Source organism: Thermogemmatispora tikiterensis, from assembly GCF_003268475.1.
GTDB classification, from domain to species: domain Bacteria; phylum Chloroflexota; class Ktedonobacteria; order Ktedonobacterales; family Ktedonobacteraceae; genus Thermogemmatispora; species Thermogemmatispora tikiterensis.
Genome location: NZ_MCIF01000002.1, coordinates 3,161,536 through 3,185,733, shown reverse-complemented (window position 1 = coordinate 3,185,733; position 24,198 = coordinate 3,161,536). Strand labels below are relative to the sequence as shown.

At 60.3% G+C, this 24,198-nt stretch carries 23 protein-coding genes; 7 read left to right on the top strand and 16 right to left on the bottom strand.

All coding sequences use genetic code 11. The features are described 5' to 3' along the window. Nucleotides 1–78 precede the first annotated feature (78 nt). Both hypE and A4R35_RS12825 read left to right on the top strand, forming a co-directional pair. Nucleotides 79–1,203 (top strand): hydrogenase expression/formation protein HypE, encoded by a 1,125-nt coding sequence (gene hypE, locus A4R35_RS12830; protein ID WP_112429958.1) that lies wholly within the window; start codon nucleotides 79–81, stop codon nucleotides 1,201–1,203. Nucleotides 1,204–2,014: 811 nt separating this feature from the next. Next, on the top strand, nucleotides 2,015–2,926 hold the full coding sequence (locus A4R35_RS12825) for a hypothetical protein (RefSeq protein WP_146747211.1): 912 nt from the start codon (nucleotides 2,015–2,017) through the stop codon (nucleotides 2,924–2,926). 199 nt (nucleotides 2,927–3,125) lie between these two features. Here the strand turns inward: A4R35_RS12825 and A4R35_RS12820 are convergent, their stop codons facing one another. The 10 genes from A4R35_RS12820 to A4R35_RS12775 form a co-directional block, all read right to left on the bottom strand. Continuing rightward, nucleotides 3,126–3,575 (bottom strand): F0F1 ATP synthase subunit epsilon, encoded by a 450-nt coding sequence (locus tag A4R35_RS12820; protein WP_112429954.1) that lies wholly within the window; start codon nucleotides 3,573–3,575, stop codon nucleotides 3,126–3,128. A gap of 1 nt (nucleotide 3,576) precedes the next feature. Then, nucleotides 3,577–4,995: a F0F1 ATP synthase subunit beta gene (atpD, locus tag A4R35_RS12815; protein ID WP_112429952.1), complete on the bottom strand. Its 1,419-nt coding sequence runs from the start codon at nucleotides 4,993–4,995 to the stop codon at nucleotides 3,577–3,579. A 190-nt stretch (nucleotides 4,996–5,185) separates the two neighbouring features. Then, a complete protein-coding gene (atpG, locus tag A4R35_RS12810) occupies nucleotides 5,186–6,082 on the bottom strand; it encodes an ATP synthase F1 subunit gamma (RefSeq protein WP_112429950.1) in 897 nt (298 codons plus the stop codon). Between the two features lie 19 nt (nucleotides 6,083–6,101). Continuing rightward, a complete protein-coding gene (atpA, locus tag A4R35_RS12805) occupies nucleotides 6,102–7,661 on the bottom strand; it encodes a F0F1 ATP synthase subunit alpha (protein ID WP_112429948.1) in 1,560 nt (519 codons plus the stop codon). 444 nt (nucleotides 7,662–8,105) lie between these two features. Continuing rightward, a complete protein-coding gene (atpH, locus tag A4R35_RS12800; protein WP_112429946.1) occupies nucleotides 8,106–8,750 on the bottom strand; it encodes an ATP synthase F1 subunit delta in 645 nt (214 codons plus the stop codon). Beyond that, nucleotides 8,750–9,277 (bottom strand): F0F1 ATP synthase subunit B, encoded by a 528-nt coding sequence (gene atpF, locus A4R35_RS12795; RefSeq protein ID WP_112429944.1) that lies wholly within the window; start codon nucleotides 9,275–9,277, stop codon nucleotides 8,750–8,752. Before atpF ends, atpH begins: the two co-directional genes overlap by 1 nt. Before the next feature lie 354 nt (nucleotides 9,278–9,631). Then, entirely contained in the window at nucleotides 9,632–9,847 is a 216-nt protein-coding gene (gene atpE, locus A4R35_RS12790) for an ATP synthase F0 subunit C (RefSeq protein WP_112429942.1), read from the bottom strand. Between the two features lie 296 nt (nucleotides 9,848–10,143). Continuing rightward, a complete protein-coding gene (gene atpB, locus A4R35_RS12785; RefSeq protein WP_112429940.1) occupies nucleotides 10,144–11,082 on the bottom strand; it encodes a F0F1 ATP synthase subunit A in 939 nt (312 codons plus the stop codon). A 59-nt stretch (nucleotides 11,083–11,141) separates the two neighbouring features. Next, a complete protein-coding gene (locus tag A4R35_RS25310; RefSeq protein WP_112429938.1) occupies nucleotides 11,142–11,369 on the bottom strand; it encodes an AtpZ/AtpI family protein in 228 nt (75 codons plus the stop codon). A 358-nt stretch (nucleotides 11,370–11,727) separates the two neighbouring features. Further along, nucleotides 11,728–12,411 (bottom strand): response regulator, encoded by a 684-nt coding sequence (locus A4R35_RS12775; protein WP_112429936.1) that lies wholly within the window; start codon nucleotides 12,409–12,411, stop codon nucleotides 11,728–11,730. A gap of 390 nt (nucleotides 12,412–12,801) precedes the next feature. On the opposite strand from A4R35_RS12775, the gene A4R35_RS12770 reads away from it, so the two are divergent. From A4R35_RS12770 to A4R35_RS12750, 4 genes are all read left to right on the top strand, one after another. Further along, nucleotides 12,802–13,971 (top strand): glycosyltransferase family 4 protein, encoded by a 1,170-nt coding sequence (locus A4R35_RS12770; RefSeq protein ID WP_112429934.1) that lies wholly within the window; start codon nucleotides 12,802–12,804, stop codon nucleotides 13,969–13,971. An 89-nt stretch (nucleotides 13,972–14,060) separates the two neighbouring features. Then, nucleotides 14,061–14,759 (top strand): hypothetical protein, encoded by a 699-nt coding sequence (locus A4R35_RS12765; protein WP_112429932.1) that lies wholly within the window; start codon nucleotides 14,061–14,063, stop codon nucleotides 14,757–14,759. Between the two features lie 455 nt (nucleotides 14,760–15,214). Beyond that, complete coding sequence (locus tag A4R35_RS12760) at nucleotides 15,215–16,198, top strand: D-2-hydroxyacid dehydrogenase (protein ID WP_112429931.1); 984 nt, start codon at nucleotides 15,215–15,217, stop codon at nucleotides 16,196–16,198. A gap of 472 nt (nucleotides 16,199–16,670) precedes the next feature. Beyond that, nucleotides 16,671–17,312, top strand: a complete 642-nt coding sequence (locus tag A4R35_RS12750) for a DUF3090 family protein (protein ID WP_112429927.1) — start codon at nucleotides 16,671–16,673, stop codon at nucleotides 17,310–17,312. A gap of 462 nt (nucleotides 17,313–17,774) precedes the next feature. On the opposite strand, the gene A4R35_RS12745 is transcribed toward A4R35_RS12750, so the two are convergent. The 5 genes from A4R35_RS12745 to A4R35_RS12725 all read right to left on the bottom strand — a co-directional run bounded on the left by A4R35_RS12745 (nucleotide 17,775) and on the right by A4R35_RS12725 (nucleotide 22,138). Next, the gene (locus tag A4R35_RS12745; protein ID WP_141727757.1) at nucleotides 17,775–18,179 is read right to left on the bottom strand and encodes a hypothetical protein; all 405 of its coding nucleotides are present in this window, start codon (nucleotides 18,177–18,179) and stop codon (nucleotides 17,775–17,777) included. A 2-nt stretch (nucleotides 18,180–18,181) separates the two neighbouring features. After that, nucleotides 18,182–18,421: a hypothetical protein gene (locus tag A4R35_RS12740; RefSeq protein ID WP_228026331.1), complete on the bottom strand. Its 240-nt coding sequence runs from the start codon at nucleotides 18,419–18,421 to the stop codon at nucleotides 18,182–18,184. A gap of 431 nt (nucleotides 18,422–18,852) precedes the next feature. Further along, nucleotides 18,853–19,698 carry a DegV family protein gene (locus tag A4R35_RS12735; RefSeq protein WP_112429924.1) on the bottom strand — a complete coding sequence of 282 codons (846 nt, stop codon included), beginning with the start codon at nucleotides 19,696–19,698 and terminating at the stop codon, nucleotides 18,853–18,855. Between the two features lie 238 nt (nucleotides 19,699–19,936). Beyond that, the gene (locus A4R35_RS12730) at nucleotides 19,937–21,688 is read right to left on the bottom strand and encodes a DAK2 domain-containing protein (protein ID WP_112429922.1); all 1,752 of its coding nucleotides are present in this window, start codon (nucleotides 21,686–21,688) and stop codon (nucleotides 19,937–19,939) included. Between the two features lie 54 nt (nucleotides 21,689–21,742). Continuing rightward, nucleotides 21,743–22,138, bottom strand: coding sequence for an Asp23/Gls24 family envelope stress response protein (locus A4R35_RS12725; RefSeq protein WP_189361745.1), 396 nt, complete (start codon nucleotides 22,136–22,138; stop codon nucleotides 21,743–21,745). A gap of 363 nt (nucleotides 22,139–22,501) precedes the next feature. Between A4R35_RS12725 and rpmB the strand changes: the two genes are divergently transcribed. Then, nucleotides 22,502–22,693: a 50S ribosomal protein L28 gene (gene rpmB, locus A4R35_RS12720; protein WP_112429918.1), complete on the top strand. Its 192-nt coding sequence runs from the start codon at nucleotides 22,502–22,504 to the stop codon at nucleotides 22,691–22,693. 152 nt (nucleotides 22,694–22,845) lie between these two features. Here rpmB and rlmN read toward each other — a convergent pair whose 3' ends face one another. Continuing rightward, nucleotides 22,846–24,036: a 23S rRNA (adenine(2503)-C(2))-methyltransferase RlmN gene (gene rlmN, locus A4R35_RS12715; RefSeq protein ID WP_112429916.1), complete on the bottom strand. Its 1,191-nt coding sequence runs from the start codon at nucleotides 24,034–24,036 to the stop codon at nucleotides 22,846–22,848. Between the last annotated feature and the right edge of the window lie 162 nt (nucleotides 24,037–24,198).

Here is a 24,198-nt window from a genome sequence, read left to right as displayed (position 1 = left end):
AGACAGGACAGGTGGGTAAGAGGAACGGAGAGGACAGGCAACTCAAGCGAGCAAGACAAGAAAGGAAGGGAGAGAGAAATGGAAGGCAGGCCCAGCCCAGAGCAAGAGGCGACAGCGGCACGACTAGACACAGTATTGCAGAAGATGGAGCGTGTCCGGCAGGCGCGCCGACACAAGTTCTATTTGCGCGACGAGCGTATCACGCTCAGTCACGGCAGCGGCGGCAAGGCCACCCATAATCTGATTGAAGGCGTGTTTGCCCCGGCCTTCTCCAATCCTCTCCTCGATGCGCTGGACGATGCGGCGGTCTTCTCGCTCGATGGGAGCGAGCTGCAGCTGGCCTTTACGACCGATACCTATGTGGTGAGTCCGCTCTTCTTCGCTGGCGGCGACATTGGTAAACTGGCCGTGCATGGCACTATCAACGATCTGGCGATGGCCGGAGCCCAGCCGCTCTATCTCTCGGCGAGCTTCATCCTGGAAGAGGGCTTTCCCATTGCGGAACTGCGCCGCATCGTCGCCTCCATGCAGGAGGCGGCCAGTCAGGCCGGGGTGGCCATCGTCACCGGCGACACGAAGGTCGTGCAGCGCGGCAAAGGGGATGGGGTCTTCATCAATACCGCCGGCGTCGGACTGCGACGTGTGCACTGGCCGCTGGGGCAGACCTGTCTGCAGCCTGGGGACGTCGTGCTGCTGAGCGGCAGCGCTGGCGACCACGGCATTGCCATCATGCTGGCGCGCGAGGCCCTCGACATTGAGACGGAGATCCAGAGCGATACGGCGCCGCTGCATACGCTGGTGGCGGCCTTGGTAGAGACCATCGGGGAGCGCCTGCATTGCCTCAAAGATCCCACGCGTGGCGGCGTGGCCACGGCCCTCAACGAGATGGCCCTGGCCTCAGAGGTGGCCATCGGCCTCGACGAGCAGGCGATCCCCGTGCATGCGGGGGTACGCGGCGCCTGTGAGATCCTGGGACTCGATCCGCTCACCATTGCCAACGAGGGCAAGCTACTGGCCGTGGTTGCGGCTGAAGCCGCCGAAGAAGCCCTGGCCGTCATGCGTGCGCATCCCCTGGGACGAGAGGCGGCCATCATCGGCAGCGTACAGGCGGACCCCCCGGGCCTGGTCTTCCTGCGCACCGAGATCGGTGGCATGCGCGTCCTCGATATGCTCGTCGGCGATCCGCTCCCTCGCATCTGTTAGGTTGCTGCACCGTCTAGCCCCCTCGCACACTACTGGCGCTCACCTGTCACATTCAGGCGAGCGCTATGTTTATGCCTGGAGCCTCTCCAGATGTGAAATGACTCTTTTTCTTATATTATAGATCAATATAAATTGATGAGTTACTTCTATTGATGAGTGAGGCATAGTAATAACTATACAGAATTCAAGGAGAATTACCAGCAGGGAGGCCATACCGGGGCGGCGCTAGCGGCCATCCGTTTGCTGGAGGAGAGCCTGAGCGGGACCTCATTGTTTGAAGCATCGTCAGGTAGCGCCAATCAAGGCTTTGATTGGACACTGGTGGCCTGGCCTGGCCTGGCTTGGCTTGGCTTGGCTGTTTCTGTATCTCTGTTGTCGTCATTTTCTTCTTGGCCGTTGGGGCTGCTGCCAATGCGGATGCAGCTCAGCGGCATAGGGGTTATCGGGTAGGTGAATCCAGCACTGGTTTTCGGGGAAGCAGCTATGGAGGGAGTTTCAGCGACAGCGGTGGGGGAGCAGGTGGCAGCTTTTAGCGACTGCGCTTCACTATGGTCTGGGGCCGACTCTGCAATCAACTTTCTCTGTCAACCCAGCCATCGGCCCATCCGTATAAATAGCGTGGCATGGAGTAACAGAGTGCGGCATGATAGGGCAAAAAGAGGAGGGGAACACGTTCATGAGTCTCATACGAGCGCGTTCTGCCAGGCGGAAGACTCAGGAGAGCCCTGAGCCTTCTGCTCGACATGCTCATATTATCAGATCAAAGCGATGGAAGCCAGCTCTAGCCCTTTTGCTTAGTGGTTTGCTGCTAATGCTGACCAGTGTAGCTGCGCTGGCTGATAGCGTCACCATCAGTGACGGGGCTGGTGTCCTCGATAAAGCTCGCGTCCAGAGCGAAGCGGCAAAACTGCCCTACCCCATCGCTATCTATACGACCAACTCTTTCACTGGCAGCCAGGCCGACTTTGAGGCGCGCACACAAAGCCATGTCACCAACTCGCGTCTCATTGTTATCGCTATCGATACCGTCCATCACTGGATGTACATCAAGTCTGGATCGCAAGTGCCGCTTTCCAATAGTGCTGCCCAGGACGCCTACAATGCCTTCAAGGACAATTACAATAACGGCGACTATACCGGGGCCACCCTGGCGGCCATTCGCTCGCTGGAGGATTCGCTGGCGGCTGCCAGGAGCGGTGAAGGCAGCTCCCCGGCCAATTCTGGAGCTGGCGGCCTCCTGTCAAGTGGTCTTGGCACACTCTGCTGCATCGGTCTGCTAGTACTGCTCATTGGAGGAATCCTCTTCGCAGTTGTGCGTCGCCGCTCTGGCCAGGGCTGGGGTTGGGGCTGGGGTCGCAGCAACGTACCCTATGAACCAACTCCTCCGGGTGGCTATCCCTACCAGGGTCCGTATCAAGGAGGCTATCCTCCTAACTATTATCCACCCAATCAGGGTGGAGGCATGAATCCCTGGGCTGCTGGTGGCCTTGGTGCCCTGGGTGGCGGCCTGATTGGTTACGAGCTTGGCAAGATGGCGGGTGAAGAAGAGGCCCACCATCAAGAGGCTGGCTTTGCCGGTGATCCTGGCATGGGAGGAGGGGGTGACTTTGGTGGAGGAGCTGGTGGTGACTTTGGTGGTGGCGGCGACTTTGGTGGTGGAGGAGCTGGTGGTGACTTTGGTGGTGGCGGCGACTTTGGTGGTGGCGATGGCGGCAGCTTCTAAGCCCTCTCATGGCGGCCCCATCCCATGAGGCCGCAGTGATCAACGATCAGCGAACAAGCCAGGGTCAGCAGAACAACAACGAAGGAGAACGCCAGCCAATGGCGTTCTCCTTTTCCTTAAGGACAAGGTCCTTGCCTATGAGCGAGCGACTTCGCTGGTACCAGACCGTGAAGGGCCAGCGCTCCTCAGCGGAAGAGGGCTACTCTTCCTCTGTACTCTGGCGAATACGCCGGGTATGGCGGCGACGTGCCAGCTCTGCCACGCGCAGACGGCTCACCGCTCGCTCCAAAGTCGCCTGGAGCTCAGCACGCTCGGCATCCGTCTGCGCCTGCTCCAAGCGCTCCAGGGCGCGGCGGCGCGCCTCCTGAGCGCGGGCCTCATCGATCTCCTCGGCGTGCTCAGCGGCATCGGCCAGGACCGTGACCTGATCCTCGAAGACCTCCAAGAAGCCACCGGAGACAAAGATCGGCTCCTCAGCGTCTCCCAGGCGGATCAGCAGCTCGCCCGGTGCCAGCACTGCCAACAGCGGCGCATGGCGCGGCAGAATGCCCAGGCGACCCTCCGTGCCCGGAGCGTTCACCTGGTCCGCCTCGCCGCTGTAGAGCGCCCGCTCGGCGGTCACCACCTCGACATGCAGTTTTCCAGCCATCTTAGAGTGACCTCTGCTCGCGCTCGTGACGCTCGATCACCTCATCGATCGTACCCGCCATGTAGAAATGCTCCTCGCGGATATGATCGTACTTCCCCTCGAGGATGCCCTTGAAGCCGCGCACCGTCTCCTTGAGAGGCACATACTTCCCGGGGCGGCCCGTGAAGACCTCAGCCACAAACATCGGCTGCGAGCAGAAGCGCTGAATCTTGCGTGCGCGCGAGACGATCAGCTTATCTTCCTCTGACAGCTCGTCGACGCCCATGATAGCGATGATATCCTGCAGATCCTTATAGCGCTGCAGCACGCGCTGCACGCCGCGAGCCGTATCGTAGTGCTCCTGACCCACGAATTGCGGATCAAGCACGCGGCTGGTCGAAGCCAGAGGATCAACCGCCGGGAAAATGGCCTGCTCGAAGATCGCGCGGTCAAGCACGATCGTCGAATCCAGGTGAGCGAAGGTCGTCGCCGGAGCCGGATCGGTATAGTCGTCCGCCGGCACGTAGACCGCCTGCATCGACGTAATCGAACCGCGCGTCGTCGAAGTGATACGCTCCTGCAGCTCACCCATCTCCTCCGCCAGGTTCGGCTGATAGCCCACCGCCGAAGGCATACGCCCAAGCAGCGCTGACACCTCAGAACCAGCCTGCGTGAAGCGGAAGATATTATCGATGAAGAGCAGCACGTCTTTGCCTTCCTCATCGCGGAAATACTCCGCGATAGTCAGGCCGGTCAGCGCCACACGCAGGCGCGCCCCTGGCGGCTCATTCATCTGGCCGAAGACCATCGCCAGGCGGTCGATCACGCCGGCTTCCTGCATCTCATGGTAGAGATCGTTCCCCTCACGCGTGCGCTCGCCGACGCCAGCGAAGACGCTATAACCGCCGTGGGCCTTGGCCACGTTATTGATCAGCTCCTGGATGATCACCGTCTTGCCCACACCCGCACCACCGAAGGCGCCAACCTTACCGCCGCGCATGAAAGGACAGATCAGATCGATCACCTTCAGGCCAGTCTCGAAGACCTGCACCTCCTTGGCCTGCTCCTCCAGGCTCGGAGGGGGACGATGGATCGGCAGACGCGGCACATCAACCACTGGTGGCTTATTATCAATTGGCTGACCAAGCACATTGAAGATGCGCCCCAGCGTCTTGGGGCCAACTGGGACCGAGATAGGCTGGCCACGATCGATGACCTCTAGGCCGCGCTGCAGACCATCGGTCGGTCCCATTGCCACGCAGCGCACCCAGTTATTGCCCAGGTGCTGCTCCACCTCCAGCGACAGCTCCTGATCGGAGCCCTCGGGGCGGACTACCAGCTCATTATAGATAGGAGGCAGCTGCTCGGGGGGAAACTCCACATCGACCACGGCCCCGAGCACCTGGACCACTCTCCCCTTGGCAAGTGTCTTTGTCGTCATGTATCTCTTTGCCTCCTGCGGAAGCTTCGACAGCGCAGCCGCTCACTGCCTGCAAGGCCAGCCTGCCGGCCTGCATCCATCTCGCTTCCGTTCAGCGTTCGTTTCGTTACAGACTGTTACGTGGGACTGACAGGAACGCGTAATGAACTGTCGCCCACGGCAATGGACTCGCACCGGCTGGTGAAGGCGGCTACAGCTCGCCGGCGCCGGCCACCACCTCAAGAATCTGAGTCGTAATGCTCGCCTGGCGGGCCTTGTTATAGGCCAGCGTCAGATCATCGACCAGCTCGTTCGCATTATCGGTAGCGTTCTTCATCGCCACCATACGCGCCGACTCCTCACTGGCCCGTGCCTCAAGCAGCGCCAGATACACCTGGACGTCCACATAGCGCGGCAGCAAAGCCTCGAAGATGGCCCGCGGGTCCGGCTCGTAGATATAGTCAATGCGCTGACGCTCGCTGCTGCCTGCGCTCTGCGGCGGCTGCACTGGCAGCAACTGGATCGCTACCGGCTGCTGGGAGGTGGTGCTCACAAAGCGAGCGTAGACCAGATAGACTACATCCACCTCGCCGCTCAGGAAAGCATCCATGGCCACCTGAGCCACTGCCGATGCGTCGTTCATTGAAGGATTATCGCTCAGCTGCGTAAACTCGGCCAGCAAGTGCTGCTGTGTCCGCACAACGAAGTCGCGTCCCTTGCGACCAATGGCCACAAACGAGACGGCGGGACGCTGCCCCTCGGCCCGCTGCACCTCTTCCTGGATCTCAAGAGCCGTCGAGGCCGCTTTACGGTTAATATTGCTCGGCAGCGCGCCGCAGAAGCCGCGATTAGGCGAGATCACAATGAGGCCGACGCGCTTCACCGGGCGGCTGCGCAGCAATGCCACCTCATTGCCCAGATCCTCGCCGGCCACTGTTGCCAGGCGTGACACCAGCTCCCGAATCTGCTCCGCATAAGGGCGCGCCCGCTGCACACGCTCCTGAGCGCGCCGCATGCGGCTGCTGGCGATCATCTGGAAGGTGCGCGTGATCTGCGCAATATTCTTCACCGTCCTGATACGCCGCCGAATCTCGCGGGTTGATGGCATAGCTCTCTCCGCCTCCTAGCTAGCTAGCTGCTGCTTGAGCCTTCTGCGGCTGCGGTGCGGCGGTCTTCTTGAACTCCTCAATGGCGGCTCGCAGACGTGCCAGCAGATCGTCGGACATATTGTTACGCTGCTTCACCGACTTCTCGATGATCTCCTGACCGATCTCGGGATGGTTCGCCTCCATATAGCGATGGAAAGCTGCCTCCCACTCCTGGATCAGCTCCAGCGGTACATCGTCCAGGTAGCCCTGTGTTGCAGCGTAGATGATCATCACCTGCTTCTCCACCTCAAGAGGCTGGTACTGCTTCTGCTTGAGGATCTCTGTCAGGCGCTGACCACGTTCGATGCGGGCCCGCGTCGCCTTATCGAGGTCGGAAGCAAACTGCGCGAATGCTGCCAGCTCGCGGAACTGGGCCAGATCCAGGCGCAGCGAGCCAGCCACCTGACGCATAGCGCGCGTCTGAGCGCTGCTTCCCACGCGAGAGACCGAGATACCGACGTTAATCGCCGGGCGAATACCGGCGTTGAACAGGTCCGTCTCCAGGAAGATCTGGCCGTCGGTGATCGAAATGACGTTGGTCGGAATGTAGGCCGAAATGTCGTTGGCCTTCGTCTCGATGATCGGCAGAGCTGTCAGCGAGCCGCCGCCGTAGTCCTCGTTCAGGCGAGCCGCGCGCTCCAGCAGGCGCGAATGCAGGTAGAAGACATCACCAGGATAAGCCTCGCGGCCCGGCGGGCGACGGATAATCAGCGAAATGTTGCGGTAAGCCTCGGCGTGCTTGGTCAGGTCATCGTAGACGATCAGCGCATCGCGGCCCGACTCCATAAACTCCTCGCCGATCGCACAGCCAGCATAAGGCGCGATATACTTCATCGGAGCCGGATCGGCGGCGCCGGCCACCACTACGATCGTATGCTCCATCGCCCCGTACTTCTCCAGGGTCGCGATGGTGCGCGCCACCGAAGAATTCTTCTGGCCGATGGCCACATAGATGCAGATCAGATCTTTGCCCTTCTGGTTAATGATCGTATCGATAGCGATAGCCGTCTTACCGGTCTGGCGGTCGCCGATGATCAGCTCGCGCTGGCCGCGTCCGATGGGGATCATCGCGTCGATCGCCTTGATACCGGTCTGTACCGGTGTATTCACCGAGCGGCGCGTAATCACGCCGGGGGCCACGCGCTCGATCGGGCGCCGCTTATTAGTAATGATCGGCCCCTTATTATCGATTGGCTCACCGAGCGCATTGACCACGCGTCCGATCAGTGCATCGCCGACCGGGACCGAAATCACCTGACCGGTCGTGCGCACCTCATCATCCTCGCGCAGCTCGGTATAGTCGCCGAGAATGATGATGCCGACCGTCTCCTCCTCCAGGTTGAAGGCCATGCCTTTCAGCCCGGTGCGGGGGAAATCCACCAACTCCAGATATTTCACATCCTGCAAGCCATAGACGCGGGCGATGCCGTCCTGGACGGCGATCACGGTCCCGACGCTGGCCGTGGCAGGCTGGCTTTGATCGAAGCCAACAATATTGCGTTCGATGATGGCACTGATTTCATCTGCCCACGATGCCATCGTCTTTCCTCCTCAGGTAGTCTCTCCTCGCCATAGAGGCCAGCCGGAACAAGAAGCCACTTCCACCTCACCACCTCATCACCCCACCCCACCACACACGCAGGGGCCAAACCCAAACCAGACCGCAGATTGAAGCTGCGTGCACAGACCAGCCCGACACAAGCCTGCTGTGCCGGCCTCAAACCCGGCGGACGGCAGGCAGTCACAAGGCAGACCAGTAGACAGGGCAGCCGGCCCGTTACGGACGAGAGCGAGCGATGGGCAAAACGCTAAAGTACAGGTTAACTAACTGGCGAACGAGAAGCAAACGAATGAGCAAGCAAACACAAGAGCAATGGCCAGCAACCAGAGAGTTGGAGAGCCGGCACATAAGCCAACGGGCCTCGCGACCTGCAGTCCAGTCAGCCGGGCAAGAGCAGACAGGCAGGCAAGCAGCCCTGGCTCTTACTGAGTGCGTGTTGGCTCAGGGCGATCCCTGGCTGGTGGATCATTGACCGTCGCCAAAGCGGCGGGCAGTTCCAGTGATGCCAGCAGTTCAGAGCTATGGGCGGCGGTCTCCTGCAGCAAGCGCTGCTGAAGCGTAGCCAACCGATGCTGGACGCTGGCATCAATGACCTCGTCGCCGACGCGAGCGATGATCCCTCCCAGAATCTCCGGCTCGACCTTTGTCTGCAAGATAATCTGTTTTCCTGTTCTTCGCTCTAACGCCTGCTTCACACGCTGAAGCGCGGCCTCATCGAGAGGCGCCGCCGTGATCACCTCGGCGATTGCCTGGTTTTTGTAGCGGAGCACGAGCTGTTCGAGTTCGCGCGCGATATTCGGCATCAACTCGACCAGATTACGCTGGACCACCAGCAATGCGAGATTGAGCGACGTCGGCAGAACCCGCGACGCAAGCGCCTGGCGCAACGCCTGCTCTTTGCGCGCCAGTGGAATTTTCGGCTCGCTCAGCAGATAGGCCATCTTGCGCTGGGCAAACAGCTCAGCAATGGAACGCACCTCGTCGAGGGTGCGATCTAGCGTCTGCTGCTGCCGCGCGATGTTGAAGATAGCTTCAGCGTAGCGGCGTGCGATCGCTCCCTTAAGCATTACTGTCCCTTCGTAGCCTGGCTGGCGTTGACGAACTCTTCAACCAGGCGGCGGTTATCACTGCTATCGACGGACTTACTGATCACCTTACTGGCAGCAGCAATAGAGAGATTGACCACCAGACGGCCCAGGTCGGCGCGCGCGCGGGCGGCCTCCTGGCGGATATGCTCAATTTGCTGCTGCTCGATCTGGCGGGCGCGCGCCAGGGCCTCCTCCTCGATGCGGCGGGCCTCGCGCTCAGCGGCGCGCTGCGCGTTAGCGATGACCTCCTGGGCCTCGCGACGTGCCTCGGCCAGCAGCTGCTCTGCGCGGGCAGTGGCATTCTTCAGCTCCTCCCGCGCGCGCTCGGCGTTCTCAATGCCCTCGCGGATGATGGCGGCGCGTCTATCAAGCATGCGCTGAACAGTGGGCAAAGCCCACTTGCGCAGAAGAATCAGCACGATGATGAAGCTAACGAGCTGCGAGAGGAAAGCAAAGGTATTGATACCCAGGCCCTCCAGCGGACTCGCTGCGAGAATCAAAGTCACGCCGACCCCCTCCTTCTTTCTTCAAGGCGTTTGGTTCGCGCCCTCAATGCGGGTGAGCCAGCGGAGAGAGTGATCAGCAAGATCCTCTCGCAGATCTCATCCCTCGGCTTGGAGAGAACTGAGACCACGGTCTTGATAGGCGTGTGACGCATTGGACATACCCGCATCATCAGGCTCACTGGGTGCACTCCGGCAGGCGGGACGAGCGGCCCGCCTGGCACCGCGAACGGCGCCGGGGCCAGCGAGGTAGAACGAGATCTGGTCGCGACTGCTTCTCACTGGCTGGCCGAAGCCTGGGCCCGGCGCCGAGCAGGGGCGTGCGTGCTCGGCTCGTCCTCACCTGTCCCTGCTGCCTTACTTCACGAACTGGAGCAGGATGGCGATAACCAGAGCGTAAATGGCAATGGCCTCGGCAAAGACCAGACCCAGGATCATATTGATACGGATCTGCGGCTCCGCCTCGGGATTGCGTCCGATAGCCGAGGCCGCCTGACCGGCAGCGATACCAATACCCAGACCCGGGCCAATGGCCCCCAGACCGATAGCCAATGCGACAGCTAACTGCTGCATAGCTGAATATCCTCCTTTAAGGACAAAGCTTCGTCGGTTCGTTCCTGTTTGTTTGGTTGTTGATGTCAAGCGGGCAGGTAAAGTACGTATGAATTGAACGGTAGCAAGCAATTCAAGAGCGCCTGCCTTGCGGCCACACTCGGCCAGACAAGCGGCGCCTCCTCGCTCTGCCTGCTCTGCACCCGCGCCAGAGTGAACCCGCGGCACTCAGAGTAATCGGGCGGGCGCGTTCACAAGAGAACCTCCCCGGCCAGGCCAGGCGGCTGAGGAGGCTCGCAGACGGCGAGGTGCAGGCACTACGCGGCGGCCTTCTCCCCTTGTAGTACCTTCTGCTCCTCTTCGACAAGATGCTCCTCGTGAGCCTCGTGGCTGGTGGTGCCGATCTCCATGAAGACCAGCGTCAACAGGGCGAAGATCAAAGCCTGCATCACCGCGACGAAGATCTCGAAGGGAATGAAGATGATCGCGGCCACGAATGGCAGGATGAAGGCAAACGCAGCCAGCACAAGGCTACCAGCGAAGATATTGCCAAAGAGACGGAAGGAGAAGGAAATGATACGCGCAGCTTCGGAGATAATCTCCAGCAGCCCGACGACAACATCGATGAGGCCCATCGGGCCTTTGCGTAGTGCTCGGAAATTGAAGTACTTTGATAGGTGCTCTTTGGCACCCAGATGGTAGAAGCCGAAGAACTGAGTTGCCCCCACCGAAAGCAAGGCCATCGCCACTGTCAGGTTAAGATCAGTGGTCGGCGGGCGGAACCAGGGGGTGATCAGGTTCGAAATGTTGCCAAAGAGGAAGTGAATCGGTCCCAGCGAGAGCGGCTGACACGAAGGCAGGAAACCCAAGACCGGCGCACAGTTCCCTCCAACATGGGCGATCTCCTCTCCTTTGAGGCTGCCAATGGTGTCGATGCCCGGCAACACGTCCATCAGGTTGGCACAAAGAATGAAGATAAAGAAGGAAGCGACCCACGGGAAGAAGCGCGCCGCTTTATCCTTCCGCGAGCCAACCACACCGTTGACCAGATTCACCAGGAACTCGACGATCCACTCCACGAAGTTTTGAAAACCCGAGGGGATCAGCGAAGCGTTGCGTGTGCCAAAGTAGAAAAAAGCAACCAGAGCGAGAATGGTGATCCAGGTACATAAGAGCGTATTGGTTATTGGAAAGATACCGCCTGGATTCCATATGACCTCTGGTGCCAGCGATACCTCAGGAAATTTCCAGAGCACTCAATATCCTCCATCCGAATCGTGCTCTGCGTGGCCCGGTCTGTCAACGTCGACGCCGTCTATCTTATGCTTGAGAAGAAGGTTTTAAATAAACGGTACGCGCCGTATATTCCCGTAATCAGGCCAAGCAGCAGCCCGAGAAGTATACACAACGGTGCGGTACGCAACACGCCATCCAGGTAGTGACCAAGAATGGCTCCTGCGGCAATGGGGACTGCAATTGTGAACCCCAATCCTCCCACTGGCCCCACGATTTCCCACAGGGTGGGGGGAGGCTTCTTACTCATCCTTATGTTGTCCCGCTTGTCTCACGATTATATCATACCGTGAGGATTATAGCATAAGGCTGACTGTCTGTGCAACGCAATCACAGCATCCCTCAAGCGCCTTCGCTCCCGGCTCGCTTCCTGTCCCAAGCCGCTCTCTCGCCTTCAGAGTGCAGGCACCCGGCGAGCGTTGCCCTCTGCCGATTGCGTATTTCTACGGATAGCCTCACTCAAGTGCCAGCTACCCGGTTCCCGAAGGCCAACGCCGCTCTTGTCTGCTTGATTCCTATTCCCGGGGATCGTATCTATTATTTGTGCACCCTGGCTGTGAGGCCCTCCCTCGTCTGCCCCTGCCTGCTCGTTCGCTAACCTGCTCCGCTCAAATCAGCTTGCGCTCGCGGGCCTTGCTCGCGGCCTGTGTGCGGTTAGTTACCTGCAGCTTGCTCAAGATGTTGGAGACATGGTTTTTGACAGTACCCTCGGCCAGGCACAGTTGCTGGGCGATCTCGCGATTGCTGGCTCCCTGGGCCAGCAGTCGCAGTACATCGCGCTCGCGGGCGCTCAGTCCCTCCCCCCTGCCCTCGGCGCTCTGTGGCTGGTTCCGGTCTCCTTTCTCTCGCCGGCCAAACTCGATGAGCAGCTTGCTAGCGATGCTCGGCTGAATGAACGGCTCCCCCTGAGCAACACGGCGAATGGTGGCCGCTAGCTCTTCGGCGGGCAGGTCCTTGAGCACATAGCCCGCCGCTCCGGCTTTGATAGACTCGAAGACGTAGTCATCATAGTCGAAGGTGGTCAGCATGATGACCCTGGCATCCGGGTAGGTGCTCAAAATAGCGGCAGTCGCTTCAACTCCACTCATAAGGGGCATCTGTATATCCATCAAGACGATGTCTGGCCCCAGCCCGGCCTGTCGCAGCTCGCCGTAGCGCCTGACCGCCTCCTCACCATCGGCGGCCTCGCCGACGACCTCCATACCAGGCTCCAGATCGAGGATGGTGCGCAGTCCCTGACGCATCAGGGTCTGGTCCTCGCAGAGGAGAAGCCGGATAACTGGTGATGACAATGCTGACCTCCCTCCTCTTCATGATAGCTGCCAGCCTCGCTGGTGAGCGGGGCACCTTCGTGGTTGCCCAGCTCGCTGCTGTGTGACGCGCAGCCCTTTTGCCCTCTCTTTCCTTTCCTCCCTCCTTCTGCTATGACTTTCTCCCTCTATGGATATTCTATCTCCTCTGCTGACAGGTGAACAATGATATCTTAGCTGCGTGCACAAATTTTGTCCGGGCTTAACGGGATCTTTGAGGGAATTTTACACAGCTATAACGCTGCTGACTGAAGATTCTCCTTGAAGGGTGCCGCTGCCAGGATCTGGAGGCAGGCGAAAGGTTGGTTGTTGACGAGCAGGCAGCGAGCGAGATGCTGTGCGGGGCAGAGCAGGCGACAAAGGAGGACTGCGATGCGGGTCGCGATTATTACGGAGAATTTCTTGCCCAAGCTGGATGGGGTGACGCGTACGCTGGCGCGGCTCCTCTCCCATCTGGAGGCTGCTGGCCATCGGGCGCTCTTGTTAGGCCCGCGCTGTGGGATGCACGAGTATGCTGGGGCGGAGATCGTGACGACGCCCGGTCTCCCACTTCCTTTCTACCCAGAACTCAAGTTTAACTTTTTCCGTCCCCTCTTTGTGAAGAAGCTCCAGGAGTTCCAGCCTGATATTATTCATGTTGTCGATCCCGTTGTGCTGGGAGCCGTAGGGGTGGCCGTGGCCAGGCTGCTGCGCCGTCCCCTGGTCTCTTCCTACCATACCAATCTCGCTGCCTACTGTCGCCATTTTGGCTTTCCCTGGCTGACCGGCCCCATGTGGCGCTACAATCGCTTTCTACACAATCACTGCTCTCTGACCTTCTGTCCGTCTCCTTCAACAGCCAGAACTTTGCGCTATCAGGGCTTCCAGCGTGTGCGTCTCTGGCCCCGAGGAGTGGACAGTGCTCTCTTTCGACCGGAGCGTCGCCGCCCGGCGTTGCGCGCTGCCTGGCTGGGTACTGAAGAGGGGACAGACGAACGCTGTGTCCTGCTCTATGTAGGTCGCATCTCGCGGGAGAAGAATCTCTTGTTGTTAGCCAATGCTTATCGCCAGCTGGACCATCGTCGCTGCCATCTGGTTGTGGTTGGTGGAGGACCGGCTCTAACTGAATTGCGCCAGGCTCTGGCCGGGCTGCCGGTGACGTTTACTGGCTATCTGAGCGGCGAGACCCTGGCTGAGGCCTACGCTTCTGCCGATGTCTTTGCCTTTCCGTCGACCACCGAGACCTTCGGACAGGTGGTGCTTGAAGCAATGGCCTCCGGCCTGCCGGTCGTGGCTCTGCGGGCCGAAGGGGTCTGTGATTTGGTGGCCCCGGAGGAGCAGGGTCTGCTGCTGGACCCCACTGGCCTCAGCCCGGCGGCGCAGGTCGCTGCCTATCGGCACTTGCTAGAGCGCCTGATCTATGAGCGGGCGACGCGAGAACGCATGCGCGCCGCAGCGCTCGCTCAGGCTGCCAGGTATAGCTGGTATGAGGCGATGGAGTCGCTGCTGCGTGGCTATGAGGAAGTGATTCGGCAGAGAGAGCAGACTCTGCTGGCGGCTTGATTGGGTTCGCCGGGTGAGTGAGTGAGCAGCCGGACCGCTGCCGGTCTGCCTGGAAAACGGCAATGAAGTTACAGGAAGAAAGACGCCCGATGTCCAAATCTCTGCCTGAGACTGCCCTCAATGAAGCCGGCGGGCGCCTGGCGCTGGCAACGGAAGAGGCCCAGGCTTTCGCCCATCCTCAACCGCTGACTCGTGGGTCTTCGGCGCTCGTGTTGCGCTTCGCTCGTGGCATTTCCTTGTTGTTTTCACCTGCTACGATCTCGGTGCCTTTTGTGCTGCTTGTGTCCCTCTATCGCTCCTCCTCCCTCTGGCCGTCGCTCGGCTTCGCCCTGCTGACGCTCGGCTTCGTCTGCGCCGCTCCTTTGCTCTATGTGGTTCTGGCCGTGCGTCTGGGATTGGTGAGCGATCTGGACCTCACGCGCCGCCATGAGCGCTGGCATCCATTCCTTGTCAGCCTGTTCTCCTATAGTTTGGGATTGCTCTTGTTGCTCCTGCTGCACGCTCCACAGAGCCTGGAGCTGGCGCTCAGCCTGACCTTGCTTCTGGGGCTGCTCCTCCTGCTGATTACCCTCTGGTGGAAGATCAGCATCCATGCGGCGGCGCTAGCCGGGGCGGCCACGGTGTTGACCATCCTCTATGGCTTGATTTTTCTGCCATCGTTCCTTCTGCTGGGGCTGGTCTGCTGGTCGCGGGTGGTTTTAGGACGTCATACTCCGGCGCAGGTTATCAGCGGAGCGCTCCTCAGCATGGGCCTGGCCCTGGGCGTGCTGCTGCTGGTCGGCCTCTAAGGCCGCACCGCCTTCCTCCTGTCCCGGTTCCCCTGGGCTTGATCGGGCAAGAGTCTGCTGCTGAGAAGGGCGCCGTGTCCCTCTCCCTTGACTTTTCATGCTCTTGCTTTCTATACTTCTCCAGAACAATTCCCAGAGCCTGAACAACTAATGTGTACGTGTTTCTTACTGATCATGAGCGAAGGCCATTTACTATCAGTAACCTGTCTCGCTGCTAGATCTGATCTAGCAGGCTTTTCCCCTATCCGATCCTGGCGCCCACTGGTGGGTGGGTGGAACAGCAGGCACTGACGGCTTGGCCAAATGCAGGGCTGCCCAGGCGACGGCTTGCCAGAAAGCAACCAATTCGGATAGACTGAGGAAAGAGACGCGGTGACGCTCAGCGAGCCTGTTTTCACTGTATCATTGTGCTGTCTCAGCAAATGCTCGTCTGATCTGATAAGGAGAGTCTGGCTGTGAGTCAACATCAGGGTCTGAAAGTGCTCTGTACCTTCCCCTTCGATGATGAAGCGCTGGAGAAGATTCGCGAAGCGGCCCAGAGCGAAGTTGTGGTTGCTACACGGGACGAGGAGCTAGCGGCGCATGCGGAGGATGTCGAAGTCATCTGTGGCTTCTGGTTGCCCAAGAATATCCGTCAGCTCGCCCCGCGTTTGCGCTGGCTACAATTCGCTGGTGCAGGCGTTGATGGCCTGCGCGACACGGGTCTGCTTGATCCTGCCAGCGGGGTAATTGTGACCACTGCTTCTGGCATCCATGCCTCAACCATTGGGGAGTATGTCTTTGGCAGCATGATCATGTTCAATCGTTCCTGGCCCGAGCTGGTGCGCCTGCAGGATCGCCATGTCTGGGGCAATACTGCCTGGTATCATCTGCGCACGCTGGAACTCTATGGGCAGACGCTGGGGATCATTGGTGTGGGCCATATTGGACGCTACGTTGCGCGCTTGGGACGGGCTTTCGGCATGCGTGTCCTCGGGGTGAGGCGCTCGGCCAGGGGAGGCGAGCAGGATCAAGACGTCGAGCGCTATTATGCTTTCAGCCAGCTGCGGGAGATGCTGCCACTATGCGACTACATTGTGATCGCGACGCCGCTGACGCCTGAGACAGAGCGCCTGATAGGCGAGCCGGAGCTACGTGCCATGCGCCGCACGGCTTATCTGGTCAATGTGGCTCGTGGGCGCATCATCGATGAGCAGGCCCTGATCCGCGCCCTGCGCGAGGGCTGGATTGCTGGGGCGGGCCTCGATGTGACCGAAGTGGAGCCGCTGCCCCCGGACAGCCCGCTCTACTCGCTGCCCAACGTCATTCTGACGCCCCATATTTCGGGTGAAAGCGTTCACTATGGCGCCCGGCTGGCTTCGCTCTTTGTCGATAACCTCCAGCGTTATCGCCGTGGCGAGCCGCTGCGTAATCGCTATGACCCACAGCGTGGCTACTGACGCTGCCTATGCTACGCCACAGAAGCGTAGGCGTGCCCACAGAGAGAGACGCAGGCCCAAGTTGAAGAGGCGAGCCGGTGAGCGAATAATGGCAGGCTGATAGGAGAGAGGGGGTCTCTCGGCAGGTGCATAGGTAAGCGAGCGCAGGAGCAAGCTGCGTCTCGTTGCGGATGGTTGGGGAAGCTCGTCCTGGCTCTCACCAGCCATCCTGGTCCGTGATCTGAGATATCGCTCTCTCCGGCCCTGTTCTCTCTGGCAGGCGGCGTTTACAATTGCTGAAAGAGGGCAGGGATTATCCTGTCTCTCCCTTGCCTGTCTGACGCCGGGTAGCTAAGTGGAGGCCGGGAGAGAGAAGACGAAGGCACGGAGCAGAGCAGTCGCGGCGTGAGAGTGGCTGTCACTGCAAAGACAGGCGTATCGATCATCAGAAGGAACCAAGACACTCTTCACGTAGGGGCAAAGAGGAGGTCCGATGAGCAGAGATTTAGGTCTGGTGGAACTACTGGGCGCGGATGCTGTTGGCCCACCGGGACAGCGTCGCTTTCGCCTGTTTGCGCGCAGCGAAAGTGGCTCTGCCATTATGTGGATGGAAAAGATGCAGCTCAACGAGCTGGGGCTGGCTATTGATCGCCTGCTGACCCAAGTGACGCAAGGCAAGATCCTGCGCGTTGAGGCGCGGGCCCGGCAGGAAGGCGAAGAAGAAGAAGAGATACCACTGGGCATGCCTGCCGATTTCCCGTTGATCCCCGACGAGGAGTTTCAAGTAGCGCAATTGAAGCTTAGCTACGACTTCCGGCGAGAGCTGATCATTCTCATGGCGGTTCCCCTGGAGATCATCATGGAGACGGGCCAGGAGCTGCGCGGACGTGTCCGTGAGGATCGCGCGCTGACTTTGTCCTTCACGCATGCCCAGGCTCAGGCTCTGACCAGCATGATCACACGTATTGTCGCCGCGGGGCGCCCTGTCTGCCCTTTCTGCCATATGCCGCTGGAAGAGGGGCCGCATATGTGCGAGAAGCAGAATGGCCATCGTCAGATCATCCAGCTGCTGGAAGAAGACGACGATGACGATGACGACGACGACGGCGAAGAGAGGGAAGAAGAGGGCGACTAGCAAGCAGTGATCTGGCTGCGCTGGCGGCTGGGAGAGAGGCCCAGGCTGGCATGGCGCCAAGATGGTGCGCCTGCTCGCAAGCGGTCATTCTGGGGAACCGGCCTGCGGTGGTAGCTGGCAGCTGGCGACCCAGGAAGGTGCGGAGGCGAACAGCAAACAGGTAAGAGGAGCAGGGAAGCAGGCCATATGACGATGGAACAAGCGGCTTAGCGTGCTGGCGGAGGGCGGTCTCTGTGGGGAAGGGCCTGCTGGCTCAGAGTATCTGTCTTCCTGGTCGGGATGCGGCAGGCAGAGAGCAAAAGCAGGCCAGGAACCCGTCAGCCCTGTTCCTCACCCCCTGTTATAGGGAGGGGAGAAGCTCCGCCGGGCCCAGGCCCGCCTGCGAGCAATCACGCTGTGGCTGCTACGAAGGGCTGGTGGGCGGACGAGTATGCCCGCGCCATCGGTTCATCGAGCGGTTGATCAATCGGTACAGAGATACTTATTGGCTTTTTGCAAATATAGCTCCTCGTTCCCCTCAATCATCAGTTTATGGAGCACCACAATGTCGGCGTCCGGCAGATTTTCCACTGGCTGAAGGCAGAGGCGCATCGTCGCGCGGCCATTTTCGATGACCTGGACGAAGCCTTTACCGCGGGGCACGCGATAGATGCGCTGGGGGGCAGTAGGGCTAGGCACCTCCAGATAGCCATGCCAGAGGAGCTGACGGAACTGCTCGGGCGTCAGAATATCGCGCAACAGATCGGAGGCACGTCGCTCGGCCCGCGACCAGCCCCGTAAATATGGCTGAGTGATCAGCCAGACAACGGCTCCCATCGCAGTGGCGATGATCACCCAGTCCAGAATGGTCAGTATTTCTGAGATCAAGCTCATCCACCGACAACGCGCGGAACCATAATGATCTGCTCGGCGGTCGCGTCAAACTGGTCAATGCGCTGAGCAGGCTTCCCGGGCTCGACACGAAAAGCAGTGGCTCCCCTGGCGCGCTCCTGGGCGAAAATGCGCTCAGCTTCTCGCACGGCGGCCAGTGCTTCGGGGTCACCTGCTAACACCTTCTGCTCGTCCCAGGTGACACGATCATCACCGCGCCGTGACATCACCCGTAGCATTCCCACGGTTGTTCCTCCTTCGTCGCTTGCACCATCTGCGATGGTGGCTGACTAACGAACCTTCCAGTGAGTGAACGCATGATCTTCTGGCTACAAGCTCCCGCTCAGGTTCCCCACCTACTCTGTGTGCATCGGCCTCGCCCTGTCTGCTGCTGTCAAGCCTGCCAGCGTGTATGTTGCGTGGCCCAACGAGCGGGCGATCAGAGGCACACCCATAGAGCAAGCCCTGCAGTGCCTGCAGCACAGCCCTTTCTGGCGTGGGTAAGCGCTCTACTACCTACTATTGTACCGACGAAGATGCAAGTCGTCAATGGTTATCTCATAATGTATCAGCTTTATTGCATCAGATAACCTCATGCCGTCCAACCGCGCCGCCGGGCGGGCCGATCGACCTGCCTGCCCGGCGGGCCTCAGAAGAGAGGGGGTCTCGTCTAATGTGCTGTAATAAAGATAATGCCCACCGTGCCGGGTCCTGTATGTGTACCGAGCACAGCGCCCAGCTTATAGCGTGGAATCGGCTGAGGGTGGACCGTCTGCATCGCGGCGGCGAGCTGCTCGCCCAATTCGTCGCTCGATTCCACAATGACCACCTCTTCGACCGGGCCGGCCTCCTGGAAGAGCTGCGCCACCCGCTCATAGGCTTTTGCGCGTGTGCGCGGGCGCTCAATCGGCACCACCTCGCCAGCCTGAATGCCGATAATCGGCTTGAAGCTCAGCATCGTACCCAGGAAGGCGCTGGCGCGTCCGATGCGTCCTCCGCGGCGCAGATGCTCCAGACTATCCAGCACGCCCAAGATGCGTGTGCGGCGCAAGCGATCGATCAGGCGTGCTTTGATGGCGGCCAGGTCGTCGCCACGCTGGGCCTCTTCGGCGGCGTGCATAACCGACATACCGATTCCGAGGCTAATGCTCTCCGAGTCCACAACCTCGATGGGAATATGTTGCAGCTCCGCTGGCAGCGCTGCCCGAGCGGCGCAGGCCGACTGGTAGGTTCCGCTGAATTTAGCTGACAGATGGACCGAGAGAATGGCCTCGGCGCCTTCTTCAATCAGGCGCTGGTAGGTAGCGAGAAAATCGGCGGGTGTTGGCTGTGAGGTACGGGGGAAATCCTTGCTCTCCGCCAGCTTTTTGAAAAAGCCCTCCGTATCCAGATTGACTCCATCCAGATATTCTTCACTGCCAAAAATAACCTTGAGGGGAACAACGCTGATTCCCAGGGCCGTGGCCCGTTCTTTAGGGAGATCCGCCGTACTATCGGTGACGATGCGGACGGCCATGAGGCACCTCCTGAACGCGAGAGAATTGTCTGCACTATGTGCGCCAGCGCACAGGGCTGGTTGCGAGAAGCGTGGGTACGTTTCGCGAGAGTAGCGGGAAGAGCGCCGGGACGAGACCAGCCCTCTCGATCTTAATCCTGGTTATCTCCGGGTTTTCCGCGCAGCCCGGTCTGGCCTGACTTACGGCTGTTGGTGGCCGGGCGTGCGCTCTGACCGACTGCTTCTGTCTATTGCCTCTTCATTCAACCGAGAAAATATAGGTATAGTAGGGCTGGCCGCCATCCACCACCTCTACCTCCAGGTGGGAATAGGTCTGCTTGATGCGGGCCGCGGTTTCCTGAGCGTGGGTCTCGCTGGTCCCCTCGCCGTAGTAGATGGTGAGCAGCTCGTAGCGCTCGACGTGCATGCGCTGGAGCAGGTCGTGAATGACCCCGTCCAGGCTGCTGCCGGCCACAGCCAGATTGCCATTGATCAGGCCGATGATGTCACCCTCTCGTACGCGCAGACCGTCGATCTGCACGGCGCGCACCGCTGTTGTGATCTCGGCGGTCTGGATGCGTCGGGCGGCGGCGCTCATGCTTTGGACATTGGTGGCCAGGTCGGCGCTGTAGTTGAAACTCATCAGGGCGGCGATTCCCTGGGGCAGGGTCTCGGTTGGAATGACCTCCACCTGTTTGCTGGTGAGGCGTGGAATCTGCTGCGCGCTGAGGATCACGTTGCTGTTGTTGGGCAGGATAATGACCTGCTCGGCCTCAACGGAGTTGACCGCTGCCAGCAGTTCTTCGATGCTGGGATTCATGGTCTGTCCGCCGGGTACGATGGCGCTCACGCCCAGGCCGCAATAGACCTTCTCGAAGCCAGAGCCGGAGACGACGGCGACTGTGGCGATGGGAGCGCTGGGAGCCGGGGCCTGGCTAGCTGCGGCTGCATCCTGGCCCCGGCCTGCGGCCTGCTCATGCTCGGCGCGACTCTCTGCCGCGTAGGCCAGGCTCTGCTCCTGGAGGTTCTCAATATTGATGTCCAGGAGACTACCCAGGCTCACGCCGTAGTCCAGGATTTTGCCAGGCCACTGGGTATGCGTATGCACTTTGAGCAGCTTTTCATCGCCAGCCACGACCGTTGAAACACCGCCCATGTCAATGATCGCCTGGCGGATGCGCTCTACGTCGAGGTTCTCGCCGCGCAGCAGGAAGACCACCTCGTAGCCGTATTGCTCCTCCTCGACATTGACTCTTCCTCGCCGAAGGGTGGCCTCGGACGTCGCTGCTGAAGAGAAGGGGCGCGCCTCTCGTCCCTCGCCGCGCAGGGCGTGCCAGATTCCTTCGAGAATCACGCACAGCCCCTGGCCGCCGGCATCGACCACTCCCGCTTGCTTGAGGATGGGCAGCAGCTCGGGCGTGCGGGCTACCGACTGCCGCGCAGCGGTCACTACCTCATGCATCAGGGTCACCAGGTCGTCGCCACGCTGCGCACTGGCCAGCGCCGCCTCGGCGCAGTCACGCACCACGGTCAGAATAGTGCCCTCGACCGGCTTGATGACGGCTCGTGAGGCCAGCCGCGAGGCTTCCATCAAGGCATTGGCCAGATCAAGTGAGGTAAAGGTCTGCTTCTTCTCCAGTCCCTGAGCCAGGCCACGGAGCACTTGCGACAGAATCACCCCCGAGTTGCCCCGCGCGCCCAAGAGCGCGTCATGAGCGATACGGGCCGCGATCACCCCCGCCGCCCTCTCCTGGCTATCGATGATCCCCCGAATGGCGGCCTGCATGGTGGCGGACATGTTCGAGCCAGTATCTCCATCCGGGACGGGGAAGACATTGAGGGCATTAATGCTCTCCCGTCGCTCCTCCAGCCAGGCGGCCCCTGCAATCATTGCCTTCTTCAGGTCCTGGCCATCCAGAACACTGATCCGCCGCGGGCGGCTAATCCGTTGCATCTGTTGCTGGCTTTGCGCATCTTGCGCGTGTAGAGCACCTGATGCCTGTTCCTGCATAGATTACTTACCTTATGTGATGGTGGTGAGGTAGGTGGTGCCCACACCTTGTCGTTAGTGCTCACGCCTTGTGGTAGGGCTGTGTTCCAGCCCCTGGATATTGACGTTCACCTGCTGCACGGGTACTCCGAGCATCTTTTCAACCGAGAACTTGACGCTGCTCATGATATTGTGGGCGATCTCAGACATGCGCAGCCCGTATTCCAGCACGACGTAGACCTCGATGATCAGGCGTCCGTTGGCGATGCGCACCTGGATGCCCTCGCCGCTTCGTTCGGGGGGAAGGAGGACGGCCTCTCCGTTGCGCAGGCGGGGCGCAGCGATACCTACAACGCCGTAGCTTTCGCTGACGGCGCGGGCCGCGATGGTGTGTATCGCATGGGGAAGGACTTCGATCCTGCCTAGAGGGCGCGTTCCGTGCTGCGGTTGAATGGTCGATGGCTTCGGCATACCCATGTCTTCTCTATTCTTTCTCTGCTCTGCTGGTCTTCTGGCCTACGCACTTGCCAAAGCGAGGGCAATCTGCTATACTCGCAGAGCGTACTCGACGCTTACTAACGCTTTGCTCTCTACTTACTGGAGTGCAAGGTCTGCGTTCTGTTGCAGTATATCAAAGGCCCCCGTCAGAATCAAGGGCGCAGACATCTGCCCTGTAGCTCTCGTGGGTTCGGTTCACCGCCTCGCCTGTTTGGTTGGGACAGGGCCATAGTCCCAACGGGATGCTCTACCCTGCGAAGCGGGAGCGGGACACATCCAGGTGTCAGGGCGAGCGCCTAGACGGCTAAGGAAGAGCAGAGAGGAAGGGAGATTGCTATGGCTGGTCGTTGTGACCTCTGTCAGCGTAAACCAATGTATGGCAATAAGGTGTCGCACTCACAGCGTCATACACGGCGGCGCTTCGTGGTGAACGTGCAGCGGCGCCATCTGGAGATCAATGGCGTGCGGCGTACGGTGCATGTCTGCACGCGCTGCCTGCGCACGATGCTCAAAGTCCCCAAGGCATAGCGCTGGCCGGAGGCAGGTAAGAGCGCCGCTCGTGCGGCGTTCCCGCCCCGGCCTGCCCGGCTGCTACCTGCCGCGCGTTTATACGGGCTGCTATTCCTGTACCTCCTCCCCACGTCTTTTCTTTTTTTGGCCACTGAGAGATCACTGGAAGATCACTGAGGATGGACCGGCTCAGGCTCAGGCCGGGAATGATGTGCCAAGGCTATGCGCTGCTGGGCTACGAAGCGGGTGCGCAGCTGCCCACAGGCTGCCGCGATATCGTCTCCGCGTTCGGCGCGCACGCTGTTGCTGACCCCGTGCTCGAAGAGGATGTCGCGGAAGCGACGGATGACCTCCGGTCCAGGTGGACGGTAGTCCGCCGCGGTTTTGTTGACTGGAATGCAGTTGACATGCGCATACTGCTTGAGCGGAGATAACAGCTCGCCGAGCTGGTGGGCACAGGCAGGGCTGTCGTTGACGCCGGCCAGTAGAACGTACTCGAAGGTGATCTGTCGTCGAGTGGCGGCGATGTAGTCCTGACAGGCCGCCAGCACCTCGGCCAGCGGATATTTGCGGTTGACAGGCATGGTCTGCGCACGTAGCTCGTCGTTGGGCGCGTGTAGCGAGATGGCCAGGTTGACCTGCAGCCCCTCCTGGCTGAGACGCCGAATGCCATGCGGCAACCCTACGGTGGAGATAGTCATGTGCCGCGCACCCAGGTTGAAGCCCTCGGCACTGTTCAAGATGCGCAAGGCGTGGATCACGTTATCGTAGTTGTGCAGCGGCTCGCCCATGCCCATAAAGACCAGGTTGGTGATGTGGTCGATGGGCTGGCTACCGGGCAGGCCGCGGGCACGCCAGGGGGCCGCTCGCAACTCGCGCGCAAAGTGCAGAACCTGGGCAACGATTTCTCCGGCGCTCAAGTGCCTTTCAAATCCCATCTGGCCAGTGGCGCAGAAGGTGCAGCCAAAAGCACAACCCGCCTGGCTGGAGACGCAGACGGTGGCGCGCGCGCTGCTCCCTCCCAGCGGTGGATAGAGCATCAGCACCGATTCAATGAGTCGGCCATCGGCCAGCTCCAGCAGGATCTTGCGCGTGCGGTCGTCCTTGGAACGCTGCTCGCTGCGAACGATGACCTGACCAATGGTGGCTTCGCGCGCCAGGCGCTCCCGCAGGCTGAGAGGCAGGTTGCTCATGGCGGCGAAGTCCGTGACCAGGTGCTTGTAGATCCAGTTGTAGACTTGCCTGGCACGATATGCTGGCTCTCCCAGCTCCTTGAACCAGGCTTCAAGCTGCGTGAGGGTCAGCCCGAGCAGGTCACGCTGAGGAGCGCTTGTCTCTGTAGTTTTCCCTCTGATGCTCATGCCTTCATTATAGCATGTCGGTTGGCCCGCGGCCAATCCGATGAGCCGCCTCCCCTTTCTTGCCCCCTGCCTCTCACCCTAAGAGCGTCTGGCATTCTGACTGTGACAGTGAGCCTGGAGCCTCGTTTGATTATATATCAGGAGGTTCGACTTTCTATTTCA

Excerpts from the sequence above, each read along its gene's own strand:
- A4R35_RS12730 (WP_112429922.1), bottom strand. The coding sequence starts at position 21,688 with ATGCAGGAACAGGCATCAGGTGCTCTACACGCGCAAGATGCGCAAAGC.
- A4R35_RS12735 (WP_112429924.1), bottom strand. The coding sequence starts at position 19,698 with ATGGCCGTCCGCATCGTCACCGATAGTACGGCGGATCTCCCTAAAGAA.
- atpD (WP_112429952.1), bottom strand. The coding sequence starts at position 4,995 with ATGACGACAAAGACACTTGCCAAGGGGAGAGTGGTCCAGGTGCTCGGG.
- A4R35_RS12770 (WP_112429934.1), top strand. The coding sequence starts at position 12,802 with ATGCGGGTCGCGATTATTACGGAGAATTTCTTGCCCAAGCTGGATGGG.
- atpG (WP_112429950.1), bottom strand. The coding sequence starts at position 6,082 with ATGCCATCAACCCGCGAGATTCGGCGGCGTATCAGGACGGTGAAGAAT.
- A4R35_RS12750 (WP_112429927.1), top strand. The coding sequence starts at position 16,671 with ATGAGCAGAGATTTAGGTCTGGTGGAACTACTGGGCGCGGATGCTGTT.
- A4R35_RS12820 (WP_112429954.1), bottom strand. The coding sequence starts at position 3,575 with ATGGCTGGAAAACTGCATGTCGAGGTGGTGACCGCCGAGCGGGCGCTC.
- A4R35_RS12725 (WP_189361745.1), bottom strand. The coding sequence starts at position 22,138 with ATGCCGAAGCCATCGACCATTCAACCGCAGCACGGAACGCGCCCTCTA.
- hypE (WP_112429958.1), top strand. The coding sequence starts at position 79 with ATGGAAGGCAGGCCCAGCCCAGAGCAAGAGGCGACAGCGGCACGACTA.
- atpE (WP_112429942.1), bottom strand. The coding sequence starts at position 9,847 with ATGCAGCAGTTAGCTGTCGCATTGGCTATCGGTCTGGGGGCCATTGGC.
- atpH (WP_112429946.1), bottom strand. The coding sequence starts at position 8,750 with ATGCTTAAGGGAGCGATCGCACGCCGCTACGCTGAAGCTATCTTCAAC.
- rlmN (WP_112429916.1), bottom strand. The coding sequence starts at position 24,036 with ATGAGCATCAGAGGGAAAACTACAGAGACAAGCGCTCCTCAGCGTGAC.
- rpmB (WP_112429918.1), top strand. The coding sequence starts at position 22,502 with ATGGCTGGTCGTTGTGACCTCTGTCAGCGTAAACCAATGTATGGCAAT.
- A4R35_RS12740 (WP_228026331.1), bottom strand. The coding sequence starts at position 18,421 with ATGCTACGGGTGATGTCACGGCGCGGTGATGATCGTGTCACCTGGGAC.
- A4R35_RS25310 (WP_112429938.1), bottom strand. The coding sequence starts at position 11,369 with ATGAGTAAGAAGCCTCCCCCCACCCTGTGGGAAATCGTGGGGCCAGTG.
- A4R35_RS12765 (WP_112429932.1), top strand. The coding sequence starts at position 14,061 with ATGTCCAAATCTCTGCCTGAGACTGCCCTCAATGAAGCCGGCGGGCGC.
- atpA (WP_112429948.1), bottom strand. The coding sequence starts at position 7,661 with ATGGCATCGTGGGCAGATGAAATCAGTGCCATCATCGAACGCAATATT.
- A4R35_RS12825 (WP_146747211.1), top strand. The coding sequence starts at position 2,015 with ATGCTGACCAGTGTAGCTGCGCTGGCTGATAGCGTCACCATCAGTGAC.